This window comes from Neobacillus sp. NPDC093182 (assembly GCF_044754045.1).
In genome coordinates this window covers 83,255-104,835 of record NZ_JBIVOI010000014.1, presented here as the reverse complement: position 1 = coordinate 104,835, position 21,581 = coordinate 83,255, and the positions used below count along the sequence as shown (strand labels likewise).

Annotated in this window: 17 protein-coding genes and 1 pseudogene; 6 read left to right on the top strand and 12 right to left on the bottom strand. The window is 36.5% G+C overall.

Going from position 1 to position 21,581, the window contains the following annotated elements:
• Nucleotides 1-10: 10 nt before the first annotated feature.
• Together ACIQAA_RS23240 and ACIQAA_RS23235 are read right to left on the bottom strand one after the other, a co-directional pair.
• Complete coding sequence (locus ACIQAA_RS23240) at nt 11-1,099, bottom strand: extracellular solute-binding protein (protein WP_402624270.1); 1,089 nt, start codon at nt 1,097-1,099, stop codon at nt 11-13.
• Nucleotides 1,100-1,201: 102 nt separating this feature from the next.
• Nucleotides 1,202-2,407 carry an ROK family transcriptional regulator gene (locus ACIQAA_RS23235; RefSeq protein ID WP_402624267.1) on the bottom strand — a complete coding sequence of 402 codons (1,206 nt, stop codon included), beginning with the start codon at nt 2,405-2,407 and terminating at the stop codon, nt 1,202-1,204.
• Between the two features lie 379 nt (nt 2,408-2,786).
• On the opposite strand from ACIQAA_RS23235, the gene ACIQAA_RS23230 reads away from it, so the two are divergent.
• A complete protein-coding gene (locus tag ACIQAA_RS23230) occupies nt 2,787-5,288 on the top strand; it encodes an NEW3 domain-containing protein (protein ID WP_402624264.1) in 2,502 nt (833 codons plus the stop codon).
• Nucleotides 5,289-5,445: 157 nt separating this feature from the next.
• On the opposite strand, the gene ACIQAA_RS23225 is transcribed toward ACIQAA_RS23230, so the two are convergent.
• The gene (locus ACIQAA_RS23225) at nt 5,446-6,072 is read right to left on the bottom strand and encodes an RraA family protein (RefSeq protein ID WP_402624490.1); all 627 of its coding nucleotides are present in this window, start codon (nt 6,070-6,072) and stop codon (nt 5,446-5,448) included.
• 108 nt (nt 6,073-6,180) lie between these two features.
• A complete protein-coding gene (locus ACIQAA_RS23220; protein WP_402624262.1) occupies nt 6,181-6,588 on the bottom strand; it encodes an HIT family protein in 408 nt (135 codons plus the stop codon).
• 206 nt (nt 6,589-6,794) lie between these two features.
• Between ACIQAA_RS23220 and ACIQAA_RS23215 the strand changes: the two genes are divergently transcribed.
• Nucleotides 6,795-7,187 (top strand): YybH family protein, encoded by a 393-nt coding sequence (locus ACIQAA_RS23215; RefSeq protein WP_402624259.1) that lies wholly within the window; start codon nt 6,795-6,797, stop codon nt 7,185-7,187.
• A gap of 257 nt (nt 7,188-7,444) precedes the next feature.
• Here the strand turns inward: ACIQAA_RS23215 and ACIQAA_RS23210 are convergent, their stop codons facing one another.
• The 3 genes from ACIQAA_RS23210 to ACIQAA_RS23200 form a co-directional block, all read right to left on the bottom strand.
• A complete protein-coding gene (locus ACIQAA_RS23210; protein ID WP_402624256.1) occupies nt 7,445-8,008 on the bottom strand; it encodes a class I SAM-dependent methyltransferase in 564 nt (187 codons plus the stop codon).
• A 313-nt stretch (nt 8,009-8,321) separates the two neighbouring features.
• Nucleotides 8,322-9,302, bottom strand: a complete 981-nt coding sequence (locus ACIQAA_RS23205; protein WP_402624254.1) for an aldo/keto reductase — start codon at nt 9,300-9,302, stop codon at nt 8,322-8,324.
• Between the two features lie 37 nt (nt 9,303-9,339).
• Nucleotides 9,340-9,621, bottom strand: coding sequence for an HPr family phosphocarrier protein (locus ACIQAA_RS23200; protein ID WP_402624251.1), 282 nt, complete (start codon nt 9,619-9,621; stop codon nt 9,340-9,342).
• Between the two features lie 176 nt (nt 9,622-9,797).
• On the opposite strand from ACIQAA_RS23200, the gene ACIQAA_RS23195 reads away from it, so the two are divergent.
• From ACIQAA_RS23195 to ACIQAA_RS23185, 3 genes and pseudogenes are all read left to right on the top strand, one after another.
• Nucleotides 9,798-10,715, top strand: coding sequence for an AraC family transcriptional regulator (locus ACIQAA_RS23195; RefSeq protein WP_402624249.1), 918 nt, complete (start codon nt 9,798-9,800; stop codon nt 10,713-10,715).
• A gap of 205 nt (nt 10,716-10,920) precedes the next feature.
• Nucleotides 10,921-11,397, top strand: a pseudogene (locus ACIQAA_RS23190) (CBO0543 family protein).
• Between the two features lie 269 nt (nt 11,398-11,666).
• The gene (locus tag ACIQAA_RS23185; RefSeq protein WP_402624248.1) at nt 11,667-11,939 is read left to right on the top strand and encodes a hypothetical protein; all 273 of its coding nucleotides are present in this window, start codon (nt 11,667-11,669) and stop codon (nt 11,937-11,939) included.
• Nucleotides 11,940-12,326: 387 nt separating this feature from the next.
• Here ACIQAA_RS23185 and ACIQAA_RS23180 read toward each other — a convergent pair whose 3' ends face one another.
• The 3 genes from ACIQAA_RS23180 to ACIQAA_RS23170 form a co-directional block, all read right to left on the bottom strand.
• Nucleotides 12,327-12,710 carry a VOC family protein gene (locus ACIQAA_RS23180; protein ID WP_402624245.1) on the bottom strand — a complete coding sequence of 128 codons (384 nt, stop codon included), beginning with the start codon at nt 12,708-12,710 and terminating at the stop codon, nt 12,327-12,329.
• Between the two features lie 71 nt (nt 12,711-12,781).
• On the bottom strand, nt 12,782-13,060 hold the full coding sequence (locus ACIQAA_RS23175) for an ArsR/SmtB family transcription factor (protein WP_402624487.1): 279 nt from the start codon (nt 13,058-13,060) through the stop codon (nt 12,782-12,784).
• 373 nt (nt 13,061-13,433) lie between these two features.
• Complete coding sequence (locus tag ACIQAA_RS23170; RefSeq protein WP_402624244.1) at nt 13,434-17,576, bottom strand: S8 family serine peptidase; 4,143 nt, start codon at nt 17,574-17,576, stop codon at nt 13,434-13,436.
• Nucleotides 17,577-18,030: 454 nt separating this feature from the next.
• Here ACIQAA_RS23170 and ACIQAA_RS23165 point away from each other — a divergent pair, with 454 nt between their 5' ends.
• Nucleotides 18,031-19,251: a helix-turn-helix domain-containing protein gene (locus ACIQAA_RS23165; protein WP_402624241.1), complete on the top strand. Its 1,221-nt coding sequence runs from the start codon at nt 18,031-18,033 to the stop codon at nt 19,249-19,251.
• A 203-nt stretch (nt 19,252-19,454) separates the two neighbouring features.
• Here ACIQAA_RS23165 and ACIQAA_RS23160 read toward each other — a convergent pair whose 3' ends face one another.
• Together ACIQAA_RS23160 and ACIQAA_RS23155 are read right to left on the bottom strand one after the other, a co-directional pair.
• The gene (locus tag ACIQAA_RS23160) at nt 19,455-19,994 is read right to left on the bottom strand and encodes a helix-turn-helix domain-containing protein (protein ID WP_402624238.1); all 540 of its coding nucleotides are present in this window, start codon (nt 19,992-19,994) and stop codon (nt 19,455-19,457) included.
• Between the two features lie 242 nt (nt 19,995-20,236).
• The gene (locus ACIQAA_RS23155; RefSeq protein WP_402624237.1) at nt 20,237-21,562 is read right to left on the bottom strand and encodes a D-alanyl-D-alanine carboxypeptidase family protein; all 1,326 of its coding nucleotides are present in this window, start codon (nt 21,560-21,562) and stop codon (nt 20,237-20,239) included.
• Nucleotides 21,563-21,581 lie beyond the last annotated feature (19 nt).

Sequence of the window (21,581 nt, the reverse complement as noted above, 5' to 3'; positions counted from 1 at the left end):
TCGTAATCTATTAATTTTTACCCTTAATATTCTCATCCCATTGCTGCATCCACTCAGCTTCTTTTTCAGCCATTACTTCCCAATCAAGATCTAATGCCTTCAAATCAAGCTCTTGATACCAATCTGGCATAGTGGATTTGTCGATGTCTGTACGTGTAGGAATTTGGTATAAATCTTCCGCTAATGTTGTACGAGTTTCTGGATCAAACAAGAATTCATAGAATAACTTTGCGTTCTCCAGGTTTTTCGCATCTTTAACAAGACCAACAGCATCTACTAGAATTGGTGCACCGCTTTCTGGATACACAAAATCAAATGGTTGATTGTGCTGATTTTTTTGAATTAGAATATCTTGTAGATTCCAAAGAGAAATAGAACCTTCTTGACGAGCAAGCTTTAAGTATAGGTTTGTTGGATCTTGCGCATATTCTTTTGTATTGGCATCAAGCTTTTTAAGCCACTCATAACCTGCTTCAGGATTATCTGCACCTTGTTCATGGATCATAGCAGAGTAGATGGTTCTCATCGTACCTGAAGCTAATACACCACGAATGATGATTTGGTCTTTCCATTTCGAATCAAGAAGATCATCCCAATCCTGTGGGGCTTCGTTTTTCTTCAGCATGTCAGAGTTGTACATGATGACTTCTGGCAGCAGCATTTCTCCATACCAACGTCCTTCGGAATCCTTATGTTCTGGTAAAATACTTGCGTCAAAGCTTGGTTTGAACGGTTCTAACAAATCTTCATTGGCCGCTGTCATAAAAGCAGATTGTGTTCCTCCCCACCAAAAGTCGGCTTGAGGATTCGCCTTTTCCCCACGAACACGCTCAAGAACTTGCTGTGCTCCCATGGTTAATACATCAACCTGAACATCAGGGTATTTTTCATTGAACATATCAACCACTTTATCGACAATCGTTTGGTCACGGGCTGTATAAATAACTAGGTTGCCACTAGCTTCAGCTTTGTCCTCAGTATTACCTTTATCATTATTTTTCGCAGGTTGTTCCCCGCCCGAGGAACTATTCGAACATGCTGAAACAAAAAGCATCAGTACAGCTAGTAAGAACACCAATAAATTTTTCTTCTTAAACATACTACTCCCCCTATAATAGAATTTATTTATTCTTTAAGCAGGCAAACATCACCCACTAAGAATCAAAGTAGGACAGCCACCCAAAATGTTACCCATTTAAACCTAATTCAAGATACTATCGTATTCGCGCAGGAACAAAGAAACAGCTCCCAATACTCCTGCATTTTCCCCTAAGTGCGAACGATGTATTTCTACCGAACTAGGCAGGTATTGATGAACAATTTTTTGTAATCTTGGAAGAATGAAATCAGCAGATTTCATCACTCCTCCGTCAAGAATAATAACCTCTGGATTTAACAGAGAAGCCGCATTGATCACTCCATAAGCTAAATGGTCAATGGCGTCTTCTACAACAGAAAGAGCAGTTCCATCTCCTGCTTTCGCTAACGAGAAAGCCTGCTCTCCCGTCAACTCTGTTTCTGTCGCTTCTTTAAAGAAAGGATGACTCATGTTTTGCTGGACAAGCTGTGTAAATTTTCTCCCAATAGCTTTTCCACCCGCAACACTTTCAAGGTAACCATATCGATGAAAGATTGGTTTAAATTCATTTTTCATATCATTTTTATCTGTAACCATATATCCCAGCTCACCAGACGCATAAGAGGAACCTCTATAAAGCTGATTATGAATAATAATTCCACTGCCAATCCCTGTTCCCACGGATATAAACAGTACATTCTCTTTATTTTTAGCCCTGCCTAACCATTGTTCACCTAGAACCGCTATATTGACATCATTATCAACATAAACAGGATAGGAAAAGAATCGTTCAGCTTCTGTCAAAAACGGATAACGAACCCATTTTAAGCTTGGAGCTTCCACAACAACCCCCGTGTTCGTTTCTGTGATGCCAGGAACCCCTACTCCCATCCCGAGAATCAAACTTTTATCCAACTGATTCTTATAAATCATCTCTTGCACTTCTTTATGAATTTGTTTAAATAACCCATTTTCTAAATGTTTTTTAGTATGAAAACTACTTGCACAAATAATCGTTCCCCCAAGGTCAGAAATAATCGTTTTTACTTTCGTGCCACCGATATCCACCCCGATGACATAGGCAGCCTTTTCATTGAAATAAAGATGAATCGGTCTCCTGCCACCCTGTGAAGAGGACTCTCCGATGCCTTTTTCATGAACCCAGTTCTCTCTTACTAATTCATCGACCAGCAAGGAAACAGTTGGCTTACTAAAAAGGACCTTTTCCGCGATCTCAGCTCTAGAAATAGGTTGATGATTTTTAATACATTGCAAAACAATCTTTTTATTATTCATCCGTATTTCTGCATTAGATAGTTTCTTTTTCATCAACATCACGGCCTTAATTCTATTTGTTAGTTAGTAAGTTTAACTAATTTAACTACACTATACCTTAATTTGGAAATGTTCTCAATACACAATTTAAAATATTTAGACAATTGTGATTAATCAGATATAAATGGGGTAAAAGCTAGTAATCTCAAACCTTTATGAATACTGGAACCTATTACTTTATTACCCCACCGATAGAACTATTTCCAAAATTTAGATAGTCATTTGGTAATATTTACAATATTTAAAAAGGCAATATAATCATAGTTGTAAATGCTTTTGTCTCATTAGTTAGTAATCCTTACTAACTAATATACATAAAGGAAAGGAGAATTGGGTAGATTAATTCAGTTAACTATGAAAGGGGTTTCAAAAATTGAAGAAACTTTTCTGTTTATTGATGTCCATTCTATTACTTGCTTCCTTACTACCTCCGAATAGTCTTGCACAAGAACAAAGTAAAGCCGATGTTGAGCTTTGGAATGTTGTAAAACCTCTTGATACTACCGTTACTTTCTTAAACACAGGAGCACATCCAGACGATGAACGCAGTGATTTACTTGCCTATTTATCACGTGGGTTAGGAGTTAAAACAGCTAGTTTAATTGCAAACCGTGGTGAAGGCGGTCAAAATGCCATTGGAAATGAATTAGGAAATGCCCTTGGAATTATTCGCTCCAATGAAATGATTGAAGCAGCCAAGATTTTTGGTGTTAAAGCCTATCATTTAAGCGAAACACCATCAGATGCTATATATGATTTTGGTTTTTCAAAATCACCAGATGAAACCCTATCAAAGTGGGGTGAAGAAGTAACATATGAACGTTTAATCAAATTTATTAGAACCTATCAGCCAGATATTGTGATGCCTTCTTTTGAAAATGTTGACAGCCAGCATGGACATCACCGTTTGATGGCAATTTTATCTGAGAAAGCATTTAAAGATGCTGCTGATCCGAACATTTTCCCTGAACAATTGAAGAATGGATTACAGCCTTGGCAAATCAAAAAGTTCTATTTACCAGCTGATAATGCAACTGCGACAACCTCTATCGAAATTGGTGACTTTGACCCAATCTACGGAATGAGTTATCCACAAATTGGTGAGGCATCTCGTTATTTGCACAAAAGCCAAGGAATGGGAAATGATATTCCAGTTTCTCCAAGACAAGCACATCTAAAATTAGTCGAATCTGCAGTCAAAACGGATTCACATGACCTTTTCTCGGGTGTGCCATATGACTTCCATGCATGGGCAGATATCGTACCTGCTGCTAATGTAAGCGAACAATTAGACTCATTACAAAACCAATTAGAAGAAATTATTAAGCTTTATCCAGACCGCACCTCGATATTACCTCAATCTCAAAAAGCATTAGGTGCCGTTCAAAAATTAATTTCTAGTACACAATCAGAGAACTTGGCTGCTAATGTTAAAAATGATTTGCTCCATAAGCTAGAACAAAAAGCAGAGCAACTACAACAGGTAAGCTTTGTTTCTTCTAACCTTAATGTTGATCTTGAAATCGGGTCTTATGTATTAACACAAGGTGAAAAAACTCAAGTGACTTTAAAGGTAACGAATGATGGACAGCAAAAAATTCAACACATTAAAGCAGCTATTCTAACTCCTGAAAATTGGAAACATGAAGGTGTTAGTGAAGTAAAACATCTGAAACCAGGTGAATCAAAAACGGTTACCTTTAATGTCACTGTGCCTGCAAATGCTGAATATTACAACCCATACGGCGATGCAGTTCTTAAAGCACAACTAACATTTAAGGAAAACGGTGTGGAAACAACCTCTGTCATTGATTTAGATAATACTGTCAGTGTGCTGCCTGAATTCAGTGTTACACCTGACCCTGTAAATATCACAGTTAACACTGCAAATGTACAAAAGGAAATTCCGGTTCATGTTAAGGTGAAAAACTATTTCAATGGTTCTAAAAATGGTACCGTTTCGTTGAATCTTCCTGAAGGATGGGTAAGTCAACCAGCAGCAGCAGATGTCAGCTTTACGGAAAGAAATCAGGTAAAAGAAGTATCATTCACATTAGTCCCTCCTTCTACAGTTGCGGAAGGTAATTTTGCAATTGGAGCGGTTGCCGCATCAGATGGCAAGACATTCGATACTACGGTTCAAGAAATTAAATATGACCATATTAATGACGCTTTCTTTATGTACCCTTCTACTATTAATGGGGTGGCCTTTGAGTTATTAAAACCCGACAATTTGAAGGTTGGTTATATTGATAGCGGCTTTGACACAATTGCAGATTCATTGCTAAATGCTGGATTTGATATTAAGAAGCTAACACCTGAAGACCTAGCAACTGGTGATCTTTCGCAATATGATACAATCGTTGCCGGAATCAGATCAACACTTGGAAGACCTGACGTCTTGTCAAATAATCTAAGATTACTTGATTATGTGAATGATGGTGGACATTTAGTAATGCAGTATGTTACTTCCGGAGATCCATGGAATAACAATCGATTCACACCACCATATCCATTAATCATCGGATCACCTTCCATTCGTGTCCGTGTGACAGACGAAAATGCAAAGGTGACAGTAACTCAACCAGAACATGAACTGTTTAACAAGCCAAACAAGATTACCGATAGTGATTGGGATGGCTGGGTCCAAGAGAGGGCTCTCTACTTCCCGACTGCATGGGATACAAATTATGAGACATTCGTTTCCATGGCAGACCCTGGCGAAGCGCCTTTCAACAGCGGAATCCTAATGGCTAAATCCGGTGAAGGAACCTTCCTTTACACCAACCTTGTATTCTACCGTCAAATCAATGCACAAGTTCCAGGAGGATATCGAATTTTCACAAACTTAATTAGTTACGGTTCAAATAACTAGAGCAATTAACTAGGGGGCTTTCCCAAAACTACTTGAAAGCAATTGTAGTATTTGGTGGACCTCTACCCTTCAACAAACCTTATAAATAAAGAAAATGACGTGATGCTGCACACGTCATTTTCTTATTTATTACTTTTTATTTCCTTTTAAGTGGCTCTTAAGTTTCTCCTCGCTTTCTTTTTTCTTCGTAAAATGTAGATTCCAGAATTCTATTTTTCTCATATTCTAACTTTTTTTCAGCCTTACTAAATACTTCTTCAATTTGTTCTCTTGGTACGATTGTGACACCATCTGCGTCGCCTACCACCAAATCACCTGGGTTAACCGTGACGTTTCCACATGTTATGGTTACATTGATTTCTCCACCGCCTAGTTTCAATGGACCATTGGGAACAAATACCTTTACGAAAACGGGGAAGCCTAATGCCTCCAGCTCTTCCCTATCCCTGACAGCCCCATCAATCACGATTCCTTTCAAACCGATCGCTATAGCTGCTCTGGTTAGTAGTTCTCCCAGATAAGCACGTGATGTTTCACCCTTTCCGTCGATGACGAGAACGTAATCTTCCTTTGCAGCGTAAATCGCATCGTGTAACGACACGTTATCACTAGGCTTAAGGGATAATTTCGTCGCCGTACCGACAACTTTCATCCCTTTGGCAACACGATTGATGCGATAATCCATATCTCCTGTACCGCCCATGGCATCACTTAATAGGGTTGTGTTTAATTTCTCCGCTCGTTCAATAATATGATCTGATAATAATTGTGGGAGAGTACTCATTTCCACTTTTCATTACCTCCGCTCTACCCTATTTTATATTTATGACATACCCCGTTGGAAATTTGTTTTTGCTTGGTAGTGACTACATTACTAACCTAACTATCGATTTCAAAGTGCTTTGTTTCTTTTGTTCTCTTTACCTTTAAACATATAACGAATTCCTTTACCTGCCAGGGCTTCGTCTGCATACCTTGGTAAAACGTGAAAATGTGCGTGGAAAATATGCTGCCTGCCAACTTCACCACAATTCCAACCAAGGTTATATCCTTGCGGTTGGTATTTTTCATCTAAATATTTCTTTACATCTTTCAGAAGAGTATAGGTTGCATCCCATTCTTCACGAGTCAAATCAAATGCAGTTTCTCTATGTTTAATCGGAACAATAAGACCTGCACCTTCTAGTTGACTACCTTTTATATCCGATTGTTCCAGCTGTAAAAACATACAATATTCATTACGAAAAATTACTTGTTGTTTAGGCTCTAAATCTAGATTACAAAAAATACAATCTACCATAGTAAAACTCCCTTGAAACTCCTTTTATAGTACTTAATTCCACTACGTTTTTTAAAAATCCTGCCTTGTCAGCCTAATTAGAAATGGCCGACACATAAGCCTAGGATATGAAGGTTAACATTAGAATAATCGTTCCAAAAAGGTTGTTAAACAGATAGTGATAATGTAAAATTTATCCACATAATATAGGCGGGTGATGACAGAAAATGGAACACGAATTAAAAGCGTTAATCAAGAAGTGTGACCTTGCAATAAAAAACGAAGATTTTGATACATTAATGGATTACTATACAGATGATGCGGTTTTAGTTGTAAAACCTGGAATGGTTGCAAAAGGTAAGGATGAAATTAAAAAAGCATTTATCGCAATTGCAAAATACTTTAATAACAGTATCGTACCAACACAGGGAAAGATGATGATCTTAGAAGCAGGTGATACCGCTTTGGTTTTATCACATACATTCCTTGAAGCTGATAAAGAGGATTCGGAATATTCCATGGATAGAAAGGCAACATATGTATTTAAGAAAAATTCCCAAGGCAAATGGCTGTGTGCCATTGATAACTCATATGGTACAGAATTAATTGACACAGATTAATATATTTTCTAATGAGCTGTCTGGTTTGTAATAGATTAACAAGCAAAGGTAAGATAAGCGGAGATTTTCCGGTTAAATACAGAATGGAGCGCGTTACGGGGAAATTAAGCGGAAGTTTTCCGCTTAATCAAAGAAAAATCTCCCATTTTCGAATTTTTCAAGTCAATAGGCGGAATATCTCCGTCTATTGAAGCTTTTTTTAATACTAATTACGAATTAAGCGTAATTTCTCCGCCTATTTATCAACGAACAAGCTATTACCGTTTCTGACAAAAGATTGATTGCCATCCTTCTTGTTCGTTCTCTTCAAAATAAAGAACCTTCCAATCTCCAAATTCTGTTAACAACTCATTTGACTTTAGTTTAAATTGGTCCGATACTCCTTGTTCCTCTGAGTAAGGTGACTGATAATAGGTCTCCATAAAGAAATATCCCCCATCTTTTAAAACGTTCTTTACAATTGGAAACAGTGAGCGATCTAAGTAATAGGACATAACAATAAAGTCAAAGGGATTATTCGGCCAATTTAACGTATCCAAATCTGTTAGATCCGTTACTCGAGGCTGAACACTTAGATTATCCTTGGCTGCCTGTTCTTGGATATAGTTGATAGCAACGTCTGAAATATCAATGGCCTCGACTTGATTGTTCATTCCTGCAAGGAACAAACTGTTTCCACCAAGTCCACAAGCTATATCCAAGGCCGTACCGCCTTCCTTAAAATAAGAGGCCAACTTCTTTAATCTTGGATTGGGTTGAGGTTCCTTTAGCTGAGTGATTCGATCGAGATGTTTCAGATTCCATTTGTCTTTCGTGTTCATACAAAAAACCTCCTATGTATCATCCTGGGTTAACACTTTTCCTATTTTACTAGATTTTAACATAATTCTACTTAATTCTATGTAAAATTCAAACTATTTTAATTATATAAATCTCGTGCGCTCACTGGAAATGAAAAAAACAGCTGGACTACAGCTGTACCTTCATTTTGTTTAAGTAAAATCTAGTATTTTTTTGTTATAGCAAAAATGGCGACCTTCATGTTGAAGAATCGCCCTAATTTACTGCTTTAGGTGGAACATTTACTATTCTTTAGCTGTATAACAAACTCCTTGATAAAGGTATAATCTTTGATTAGTTATGTCCAATTATTGGGTGTGGTACATATGGCTCTTCTAGAAAGGCGACTTCTTCGGTTGTTAACTTAATGGATAGAGCACCTGCCGCGTCTTCGAGATGAGATAGTTTTGTAGCTCCGATAATAGGAGATGTTACTGGTTCTTTCTGCAGCAGCCAGGCAAGTGCGATATGGGTACGTGGAACACCATATTTTTCTGCTAGGGCTGCAACTCGTTCTACAACCACTCGATCAGCATTAGCGGTCGAATCATATTTAAATTTTTGAATTTGGTCTGTTTCTGAACGATGTGTTGTTTCAGACCAATCACGCGTCAATCTTCCTGAAGCAAGTGGACTATATGGAGTTACCCCAATCCCTTCATCCCTGCAAAGTGGCAGCATTTCTCTCTCCTCTTCACGGTAAATGAGGTTTAAATGATTCTGCATCGATACAAATTTAGTCCATCCATTTTTATTAGCTACATGTATTGCCTTTTGGAACTGCCATGCGTACATGGATGATGCACCAATGTATCTTGCTTTACCAGCTTTCACCACATCATGCAATGCTTCCATTGTCTCTTCAATTGGAGTATGGTAATCCCAGCGGTGGATGATATAAAGGTCCACATAATCTGTATCCAGCCTCTTAAGACTTTTATCGATTTCACTCATAATCGCTTTCCGGGAAAGACCAGAACCGTTCGGACCCTTATGCATTTGACCGTGTACTTTGGTTGCGATGACAACATCATCACGATTTGCATATTCCTTAAGAGCCCGTCCAAGGTATTCCTCACTTGTCCCTAGAGAGTACACATTTGCTGTATCAAAAAAGTTAATTCCCAGCTCGAGTGCTTTTTTTATAACGGGGCGAGAGTCCTGTTCATTAAGTACCCATTGGTGAATCCATTTACTAGCGTCCCCAAAACCCATGCAACCCAGACATAATCGAGATACATCTAAGCCTGTGTTTCCAAGTTTTACATATTCCATTCTATTCAACCTCACCTTTTCCAATAATGTAATATAGTTAAACGTTGCTAATTACTTTCATTTTACTAAAATGGTCTTCTATTGATTGTAATACTTGATGCTCGTCAATCCCTTCAGCCCTTATATAAAATGGAGCACTAGGTCTAATTCCCAACGACATAACATCCATTATAGACTGTGCTGAGTAATTTAATTTAACAGCAATCCCCTCATATTCGAGAACAAGTTTCGATAAATATTTAGCAGAAATACTTACTAACATACGTGCTGGACGGGCAAATCCTGTATTAGGCATAATGTTATATTGTTTTTCAATCATGTGCACATACTCCTATAGATTTCTTGAAATACATCGGACTATGTAAATTATGCAACAATTTAAAGAGAAATCGTTAGCTCATTCCTATCAAGTTTTTGCCTAATCCTATCAAAGGCATTTACATAATCGACAAATACGAGTTAGAATGTAACTACATTGATACAGGAGAAACCAATATGTCAGTAGAAATCAACAAACAGCAGCTTGAGCTTGCCAAACTTATTGAACGTTATTCAGAGCAGGACGGGGTTCATCCTACTGCTATACCATCTTTATTTTTAATCCGTGAATCGATTGTTACCGAACCCATTGCAAGAGTGAACGAAACATCCTTTTGCATAATCGTCCAAGGGGAGAAGGAAGTATGGTTAGCAGAGGAATGCTTTAGGTACGGTCCCGCTCATTACATTGTGGCGTCTGTTGACTTGCCGGTTACCGGCCAAGTGATAAAAGCCTCAGCTGACAGTCCTTATTTGGCTCTTAAACTTGAGTTTACGCCGAATCAAATCTTAGAAGTTTTAAGTGATTCTGAAATTCGATCAGGACAGAAAAAAAATGCCAAACGTGCGATGTTTGTCAGCAAAGTAGAGCCAACTCTATTGGATGCTGTCATAAGGTTAGCCCGTCTGCTAGAAAATCCGAAACATATACCGGTACTAGCTCCTTTAATCACGAAGGAAATTCTATATTGGATTTTACAAGGCCCTCATGGTGAGTCTCTAGAACAAATGGCCATAAAGGGCGGCAACGGGGATCGAATAAGAGAGGTTATAGAACATATCATTAAAAACTTTGACGTCGCTTTTAAAATCGAGGAGCTTGCAGAAATAGCGAATATGAGTGTTGCTTCTCTTCATCGGCACTTTAAAGAGGTTACAGCTATGAGCCCCATTCAGTTCCAAAAACAATTGAGACTCCAGGAAGCTAGGCGCATGTTACTAGCGGATTCAACTGATATCGCTGATGTCGCATTTCGAGTAGGCTATGAAAGTCAATCACAATTCAGTCGGGAATATTCCCGCACGTTTGGTTGCCCGCCAAGAGATGATCTAAATCGCATGAAGGAGAAATTCGACCAAAGAATCAAAGCATAAGTTATAGAAAAAGCCAATCTTCAATTTCAAAGAACGGCTTTTTTTGGATTACAGTCATATGGTTGAATGAACAATCCATCCCCTTCTAACCACTCAGCCGATAGCTTTAGTGCGTTGCTTTGCATTAGAATCGAACTGTGTAATAATTTATAAAATATTAATTATCCCTTTGGGTAAATAGGCTTAATTAGAAGGAGGAGTGAAGATGGGTAAAAAATTCGAAAAAAATTTTCTAATATTATTAATTACCATAGGTATTGCCTCTTTTTTTAACTTAATTAGAAAGCCTCCAATTAAGGATTGGTTAATTGTTTTCTTATTAAAAAGCTATATTGCCTCGGTTCTTGATAACTTAACTGTAAAAAAAGGTTATATAGAGTACCCTTATAAATTAATTAAAAACTTTGACATAAGTGTTATAGTTATCTGATTTTCGATTAGCTGTGTTTATTTCAACCAAACAACGAGAAATTCAAATTTAAAAGGCATTTTAGCACAGTGTTTATTATTTAGTATTCCCTCTAGCATTGCAGAACATTGGATAGAAAAGAACACAAAATTAGTTAAATATAAAAAGTCATGGACTACTATACATAGTTTTTTTTCTATTGCCTCCACTTTTTTAATTGTTAGGTTTCTGATGATACCAATTAGGAAAAGCGCTGAGAAACAATCAGAATAATTCTGGTTTGGCTTTTTTTATTCGCAATTTACTCAAAAGTGAAAATTATGACATCCTCTCAAATATTTAACTAGCTTGTACTACTATACATATTTTCCCACATTAATAATTTTTCTTTAATAACAGACCAGAATTGGTACAGCCTAATAATAGAAATTAGAAATCTCCTATTAAACAGATAGCGAGTAAAACTGCTTCAACTGGGTAGTATATGTTTGGGACGGTGTGCTTAGCTAATATTCCCCATTAATAAACAAGGAAGTGAATAAATGAATCAGAGTAACGAACGCAATAACTTTGGTGGAAATACAGAAGAAAACGGCAACAATCAAGATGGTAGTAATGATATTCAAGGTACCAATGACTATGGTGAAACAGCAGGAGCTTTTAATGGAGCTATTGCAGGTGCTATGATAGGTTCTCCATTTGGACTAATTGGTACAGTTATAGGCGGTGTTACAGGCGGTGCTATTGGTAACCAGATGGTGGAGGGGACTGAAGCAGATGACAAAACAGATTCCAATAATCATGATGCGCAATAATATTAACAGTATAAATAAGTAGTGAAGCGATATTCCTAAGGATTCAAATTAATATAACAAGGAAATATAAATTTTCCGTTAACCTCAGATGTTGATGAACTGTACATGGGGTGGCTAACGGGTGAAATTGTCTTGAGGAAGAACTCAATAATGGGTTCTTTTTCTTTTACTATCACCATGAACGTTTTTAAAAAAAACTAATATTTTGTTCGTGTTCTTCACCTAATGTACCTAACCCAAGCTTTATTTATTCGTAATATACCGAAAAATGCAAAACCCCGTCCATAAAATAGGACAGGGTTACATAGTGTGTTTTTTATAAATACACTTCACCGAACTTAAAACATATCCATAAAGTCGGTAGGACTAGGATTCTTCGTCATAAAATTACTGTTGAATGATCTGTATAAGGTTGCCGCAAGTATCGTCGAAGACAGCTATTGTCACATCGCCCATTTTTGTCGGTTCCATAGTAAACTTCACGCCGTTTTCCAATAATCGGTTATACTCCTTATGAATATCTGCAACGCCAAACATTGTTGCTGGGATGCCTTCAGAAGTTATCCTTTTTTGATACTCCTTTGCGGCAGGATGGACATTCGGTTCGAGCAAAAGTTCGGTACCGTTTTGTTCATCTGGAGAAACAAGTGTGATCCACCTATATTCTCCGGTGGGAACGTCATGCTTTTTTACAAAGCCCAGCTTTTCTGTATAAAACTTCAATGCCTTTTCTTGATCTTCAACGAATAAACTGGTAACAACGATTTTCATAATGTATTTGCCTCCTTTGATAAGCTCATGCTACTGTACTAAAGTCAAAAGTCCTATTCCGATTTTTAAAATTACTCGATCCATCCTTTTAGCAAATTTTTAAGTGGTTCATTGTTAAATATAATTACTCGATATTTTCCCTTTCTTTTTGATGTTACGAGACCTGCATCTTCCAATACAGAAAGATGTTTAGCTATTGCTTGTCTAGAAATGGCAAGGTCGTGCTTCATAATAAGCCGTACCGTTAGTTCATACAACGTCAACTCGTTGCGTTCGGTTAGTTCGTCTAAAATGAGCCGCCGAGTCGAGTCACTAAGTGCTTTGAATATGGCGTCTTTGTCCCAATTCATATATCGAGTATACGCAACCCTACGGTTGCTTGTCAAGAACAAGTAACCATAGGGTTGCATGAACAAGGAACCCTATCATGCAATCATAACAAGTTAAAGTCACATCATTTAGTTTTAAACGGTAAATAAATATGCTTGGAAAGGTGATAAGGAAAGGGAGGTCTACTTTTATATACGGTGTTAAATCTAGCTCAAGCGATACTTAGACCTTCGCCAAGATAAAGACCCAGCGATTTTTGTTTCTGGGCAACGGATATTTTCCGCTGCCTTTTTACCTATTGCTACCCGTTAGTTAATCCCCATTAATAAAAACACACAGGTTTAAGTGATTCTAGTATAAAGGATGCCTTTGTTAAAAAGGCACCCTCATTTTTTAATTAAAACTCTTTTTCAATCCTTCTAATGTTAGTTTTCCTGTTTTTTCAACTGGTTTATTGGACGTTGGGAAGTATGGATTGATGGACATGAAATTCTTTTCGATATAATTGAAGTCAATAATGTCAACGACTCCATCTTTGTTAAGATCTTCTTTCAATCTTTCCCCTGAAACTCCAGCGTTGTTTGCAACAAGCTTTGCGTCATAAATATCGATTACATGATCTCCGTTGACATCTCCAGCAGCTGCCGTATCCGTATAGACAGTATAGAAATTGCCTTGGACTTTTCCATCAATTGTTCTGCTTAAAGTTAATTTTTTACTATATAGGAAATGCCCAGGAATATCTACGATTAACGTATATTCATCTTTCGTTGCAGGAATATCCGTATACGTCATATATCCATTTTCTGAAATATCCGCAGGGTACTTTTTACCGTTTTTATCAACCAGATAAGCTTTTGTCCCAATCTTTGAATAATCTAAATCATAGTTGTCAAAATTAACTGCTTCACCATGATAGTAACCTTCTACCCATGAGTGCTGGGAAGTGAATTTAAACTTTTCAGCAAATGTTGGTAAAGAAGACTTACTGCCAGAGCTTGTTTGATAGGAAGATTCTTGATAATTGAATGTACTTTCTACCATGTAATTATGGTCATCTACTACTTTAAATGTGATATTCAATAAATCAATATCATCATTAATTGAAACAGGTAATTGTGTCTTTTTGTCTGAAATATCTACAGCAAATGCTGAAAGATTAGACCACATGCTTTCTGTAATTTGTGGCTTTGCAACACGAATAGTCCAATTATTTTTCTTTGCAAGATCTTCTAGCTGTTTTGATGGCTTAACGTCTACAACTTTATAGAAATTAGGGACATCAATTGTTACAGATGCACTTGTTAAATCTTTCGCGTTTTGAACCGTAAATGTATTTACAAACTCCGATCCAAGACTTACAGCTTTTATATTTGGTTTAATTGTCGAATATTTATCCCCTTTATTAATAAAAGTAAAGTCTGGGAAAATCGGATTTCCTGCTGTAGCGTAATCATACGTATAGATTCTTACATTTGTTGGATAGTTTGCATATTCTTCTGGTAAGACACCAAATTTAAATTCACCATTTGCATTGGGGAAAAATTCAGCTGTTGGCCAAAAAGAATCTTGATAAGCGTAGGCGGTATTTGCTTCTTGAGTGATGTCATGTCCTCTACTTTTTAAATAATCAATTGTATCATCATACAATTTTCCATGCACCCAATAGGCTGTATAATCTTGCCCGTCATAACTTTCAGTTGTTAAATCTGAACTTGTAAGTTCTTTGATACCTGTTTTCTTATCAAATTCCAGTGTTGGAGCTGTATTATCGATCACCATGTCATTATCGATTTTATATGTTTTACCATCTACCCCTGTGCCAATATATGAAACAATGTATTTTCCTTCTTTAAGTGGTTCATATTCAAGTGCTAAAGGTTTATTTGGATCACCTGTAAAATGCTTTACTTCACCTGAAAATCCGAAGAAAATGAAGTAATCCGTATCAACTGCCGCATTTTCTAAATTAAACGTGCCATAAAAACCAATTGGTTGTCCAGCTAGATCGCTAACCACTACATCAATCGTTTTCATATGACTATTTAACTTGAAATCGACTGGTGTAAACGGCTCGATGTATGGATGAAAGTTACTAAGGTCATTTGTTATTGCATGTTTATAAAATGTTAGTTTTTCGAATCCAGGTTTAGCATAACGAACATGGAAAGGAATTTGATATTCTGCAGTTTTTGACTCATTTTCTATATAAATATATCCCTCATATACACCAAATTCTGCATTAGCTGGAATGGATATTTCTGCATTAATATTTTTACTCTCATTACCATTCACCTCAAAAGTCGATGGTAATTGAAGCGTCACACCACTCTTTGCAGCATCCTTTGAGACACCATTGATTGTTAAAAATTCAACTCTCGTATAATATGTTTCTAGTTCACTACTTAAATTCTTAATAGAAATCGAGGTTGCTCTATTTTGCGTCTCACTTGATTTTGCAATACTACCAAAAGGAAGAGATCCCGATATGTCATCGATTTCTATTTTTATTCCATTTTCATCTAAGGAAGTCGCCTTATTTTGTACTTCAAATAAAGTTGTATTATGGACTGCCTCATAAGCATCAACACGTCCTGCCCCAACTTCATTCACGTTGTACGTACGACCTTTTAAAGGATCGGCCGTATTCATTAGTGCTGCCTTTACATCCGCAACTGTATAATCTGGATGTGATTGTAATAATAATGCTGCAATTCCAGCAACATGTGGTGTTGCCATGGATGTTCCACTTAAACTCGCATAACCACTTGAATAATCGACACCATCTCCAGGACTATTAATATATTCTGGTACAGTAGAGAATGTAGATACCCCAGGTGCTACTACATCTGGCTTAATATCAAAGTTATTACTAACTGGACCACGTGAGCTAAAATCAGCTAACACATCACCTGTTGTCATATTTGACTGTAGGTTTGTTAATTTAAGTTTCGCTGTAGTATCTGCATTTAATTTTTCTACTATCTTTACTCCGTCGGCATGTAACATTTTAAAGGTTGGGATATAACCATGATTTTCACCTAAGAAAAATGGAATTTCGCCATCTTCATTATTGTAAAGTAAAACAGCTGAAGCACCTTTTTCATGAGCACGTCGAATTTTTTCATCAAATGAAATCGTGCCACGAGAAATTAATGCTACTTTCCCTTTAACGTCTTTGTCCGTATAATCCTCTTCTGTACCAATTCCTACTTCAACAACATCATACTCTTTATCTATTAACTGTAGATAATCCTTACCAAGTCCATGCCCCATTAATGTATTTTGAACTGTAACGTCTGCTAAACTTGCTTTTACGGTTGGAATATCAGTCGGCACATCACTAGCACCAACAGTGATCGCTAGTGGAGAAGCACCTGGTGAACCTAACGTACCAGGATTTGGCCCTGCATTTCCTCCGGCTATAACGGGTATGACCCCTTTTAATGCTGCATTATTGATTGCTACAGATGTAGCGTCTAAGGAATGATTATTACCATTACCTAATGATAGATTAATCACATCCATTCCATCTTCTACCGCTCTTTCTATACCTGCGATAACCGATGAATCATATCCTGATCCATATTCTCCTAATACTCGATATGCATACAAGTCAACATTCGGAGCTACACCTGTCATTGCATATTCAACATCATTTTTAGGGTTACTTGCGATGGTTCCAGCAACATGAGTTCCGTGTTCTGTATAGTATGCACTTCCATTTATCGATTCAGGTTGACCAGATGCAAGCCACTCGGCTCTAGTTGTTTCCATTGGGTCAGAATCATTTTCAACAAAATCATATCCGCCTTTATAAACATCTTTTAAATCAGGGTGATTATAGTCAATCCCTGTATCAAGTACTCCAACTTTTATTCCTTGTCCTTTTAAGCCCTCATTATGTAAACGATCAACTCCTATATGAGGAAGCGCTGGTGGAATTACTTTTGCCGTTGTTGGTTCTTGTGTAGTAGTCGATTCATTTTTCGGTAACCTTACGACATTGTCTTTCCATATCCTTTTGACTACACCAGTCTCAAGCAAGGTATTAATTTCACTTGTAGGAATCGTCATAGCCATTCCATTAAATACATTCTGATAAGTTTGTTTAATTTGATATTGAATCGAATTTTCTTTTAATGTTTGGTTTAACTCCTCCTTCTTCTTAAAAATTTCCGTTAATCGTTGTTTAAAATGTTCTTGTTCCCCTTTTATCTTTTCTGCTTTATTTTTTGATGTACCTTTTGTTTTTGATTGCTGAGCATTTTCGACCGGAGTTGTTTTGAACTCAACAATGACATTGGCGGTTTTATCTTTAAGTGACAACAAACTTGGATCAATGATGAATCCTTCTTGTGGGGTTAATCGTTTTATAGACTGTCGTTGCTCTTCAGATAGTCCTTTTAAGATTGATTCAGCAGAATTTGAAATCGCATAAGATTTTTGCTGAGGCATTAAATAAGATGTAAGAAGGCCAGAGGCTATTACACCTGATACCATAACATTTAGACATTGTTTCTTTCGATTTTTCATTAAGTAACGCTCCTTCTACTATTTGATTTCTGCTGCAAATTTTAAATCTATTACTTTTTAACAATAATAATCCAGCAAATTTTCCCTTTTTAAAATGATTACATATTCCTATGAGCACCTCATTCCTCCCGAAAGATAGATAGTGTAAAATAAGAGTATGAATAATTAGACAACTCTATTAATTCATATTGTACTGGAGCTTTTATTTGCGGTAAATTGGGGGAATTGTTCTCCAAGTTGTCCTACTTCCACTGCAGAATGCGTCTAAATCCTTGTAGAATATTGTCAAACCAAGAAGAATGTGAACGATTTTTTGTAAAATCTTTAGCCGTTAGATTTCTAGCAAATGATGTTTGTTAAACTATATCGAAAAAATCATTTTGTACTTGGGGGAATCTTGGTTTTCCTAATACTCAATCACTTCCAACTATTATTCTAAAAGGAGAAATTCAATATGAATGAGGGGAAAATCATTAAGTTTTATCGAGAAAAATACAAAATGACTCAGGAGCAATTAGGAAAAGGGATTTGTTCTGGAACACATATTAGTAAAATTGAGCGTTTACATACTGAATATGCTCCTGAAATTATCACTCTTTTATCCAAGAGACTAGGGATAAATATCGAAACTGAATTAATTAAGCTGAATAATATTAAAAATCGTTTAAATCATTGGCATGATGTTATTGTTATGCAATTATTTGATGAAATGAATCTTATTAATCATGAACTTGAGCAAGAAGATTTTATTCAAATCTCTGATTATATCAATCTTTACAAATTACTTCGGGTTAGGTATTTACTTATGCATAATTTGACCGAGGAAGCATTACAAATCATCAATGAACTCCAAAAGAAAGAACCTAAATTATCATCCTATGAAACTAATCTATTCAAACATGTTTTAGGAGTTTACTATTTAGCGAAACATGAAAATCTCAAAGCCATTCAAGTATTAAAATCAATAAATGATACAGATTACAATAACAAGGAATATACATATCATTTAGCTGTCGCGTATCATTTAAATGAATCACCAGTTATGGCTTATTTTTTTGCAGATAAATCGCGACAATTTTTTAAAGAAATTAATAACTATCTTAGAGTTATCGATGCAGAAATGCTTATGGCGATTCAAGTAAAAGATGATGGAGATTTTAAAGAAACCATTCAGAGGTTTAAAAGCTTAATTAAAAGCTGTGAAATTTGTCATTCACCTGATCGAAAGGCTAAGGTATTACACAACTTGGCTTTTGAATACTTTAGAAGAAAAAATTATGAACTAGCCAATAAATACTATAAAGAGTCTATGAGTCTGAAAAATAGTGATTCAATCCCTTATTCACTTTCTTTAGAAGGGTATATACGCAGTGCATACTATGGGAGTTTACTTCCAAAAGATGAATTATTGCAGCTTACGAATGAAGGACTTGAAAAAGCTCAAAAGAATAGTGAACTATTATATATAAACTTATTTACCTTACTCCGTTATTTAATTCAAAATAAAGAACAGGAATACCATCAATACCTGTCCGAATATTCATTACCTTTGTTTAAAAAATTTGGTTTTGTTTATTTAGTTAAACGTTCCGAAAAAGAATTATTTAATTATTGTTTTAATCAGAAAAAAACTCGTAGGGCATTAAAGATGGCACATACATTAATTAATCAATAAATAGAAATGGCATGTCTCATTTAGAGACATGCCTCTTTTATCAAATTATTGTAACAAGGTGAAAATCTCTTTAATAGCCTCTTTTACCTTGTCATATTTATCAGCTTGATTTAATCGTTTTTCCCAATAATAATAAGTGCTGCGTTTCATGTCAGCGACTTCAACTAGGTCCACAATCTCATACTTATGCTTTAGTTCAAAAATTACTTGCGCTTTGATTTTGTTTGTAATTTTTCCTGCATTTGAACTAAAGCATTCAACTTTTTTAAGTAGGCAATCTCCATTTCTAAACGTTCAACTTTTGATTGTAAAGCCTCCACAGATTCTTGGCCCGGTATTGGTTGGTTGGTTTTTGGTTTTTGTGTTTCTGTTTTCGTTGTATCTTTTTTCATGGATGGACGCCCCTTTTTCTTTGATTTAAGGGCATCAATTCCATGTTCTTCTAACTGCCTTCTCCATTTTCGAATTGTAGAAGGATCAGCTATCTTAAAAATAGCACCTGTTTCATTCGGTGACGTCCCGTAATCATTCATATATTTTAGTACGTTTAGTTTAAACTCTGTTGACAAACTTGTATAGGATTTTTGAAACGCTTCTACACCGTTTTTCTCGTATTGCTTCACCCAAGTTTTTACTAGTGAAGAGTGTGCTCCAATGGAAGCCCCTATCGTACGATAACTATCATTGCCTTGTAAATAGCACTGAACAGCCGCAAATTTATCCTCCGTACTAAATTTAGCCATGAATGGTGTCTAACATTTACGGGGCAGATCAAATTGGGCGAGTTTTTTTATTAGGAATACCTAAAACTTATTTTAACTAAAGCACCCGGTAGTTTAAGTTAATTATTCACATTCACCACCTGGCTATGCAGAAGAATGGAAACAACTCATTTCAATGAAAACCTGTTTCGCACGTCTGTCGTCTTAACAATTGATTAAAAAGTCGGCTTTTTCCAATATTATTTAGCGATTGAAGGGACTTTTTATGAACCTTGTTTTACCAATAGTCCCTTGTGGAACTCTTCTAATGTGATTCCCTGTTTCATAATTTCTGTTGCGACAACTTTTCCGACATATCGAAGATGCCATGGTTCATATTGATACCCAGTTATGGATTCTTTTCCTTTTGGATACCGAATAATGAACCCATATTCAGCTACATGAAGTTGCAACCATTTCGCTTCTTGTGTGTTCTGAAAACAAGATGTTGCTGCACATGTTGCACTACTGTTTCCCACGTCAATTGCGAGTCCGGTTTGATGTTCACTTGTGCCAGGGATCGCACTATACATACGAGCTTTTTCATACCCATCTTGTTTTACGTATGATTCAAATACCGAGACTTGTGTCTTGTGCGAACGGTAACCAGAAACACCAACAATCGTATACCCTGCTTCTTTTGCATCACGCACTAATGTTTGAATAGCAAGGGCCGCTTCTTTTCGTAATTTCTGTTTTTCTGTGCTATTCGTAAACGGAAATGAGATTCCTGAATCAATTAAGTTTTTCGGCACAAAATTTTCCGGCAATTTGTTCAGTTTATTAATTAATACGGCAAGATCATCCGGTTTTGCCACCACAGGAATCACTTCTTCTTTCCATTGTTCCTTATTCATAATTTTCACGTACTGACCGCTTACATACGCTTTTTTCTCTTTATAGAGGATTTGATACCATCCTGTCCCTGTTGCACTTTTTACGTCAACTCGTTCGCCTTTTTGGATAACCCCTAAGATGGCGAATTTCGTGGAAGGTCCTGTTCGTACATTCAAATTAGCGGTTGATGCATAGTTTTTTTCTTCCGATTGTTCGTTAATCATGATTTTCACGTACTGACTGCTTACATACGCTTTTTTCTCCTTATAAAGGATTTGGTACCATCCTGTTCCTGCTGCACTCACTACGTCTACTCGTTCACCTTTCTTGATAACTCCTAAAATGGCGTATTTCGTGGAAGGTCCTGTTCTTACATTCAAATTAGCGGTTGTTTCATAGTTTTTTTCTTCCGATTGTTCGTTTATCATGATTTTCACGTACTGACTGCTTACATACGCTATTTTCTCTTTATAAAGGATTTGGTACCATCCTGTACCTGCTGCACTCTTTACGTCTACTCGTTCACCTTTTTGGATAACCCCTAAAATGACGTATTTCGTGGAAGGTCCTGTTCGTACATTCAAATTAGCGGTTGTTACATAGTTGTTTTCTCCTGCGATTGCTTTTTGAATAAAGGACGTTTCACTAAACCCGGCGTACGATAGAATAAAAACAATGAATAATATAGAAACCTTCTTTTTAAATTGTTGCATCCCTAATTCTCCCCTTTTG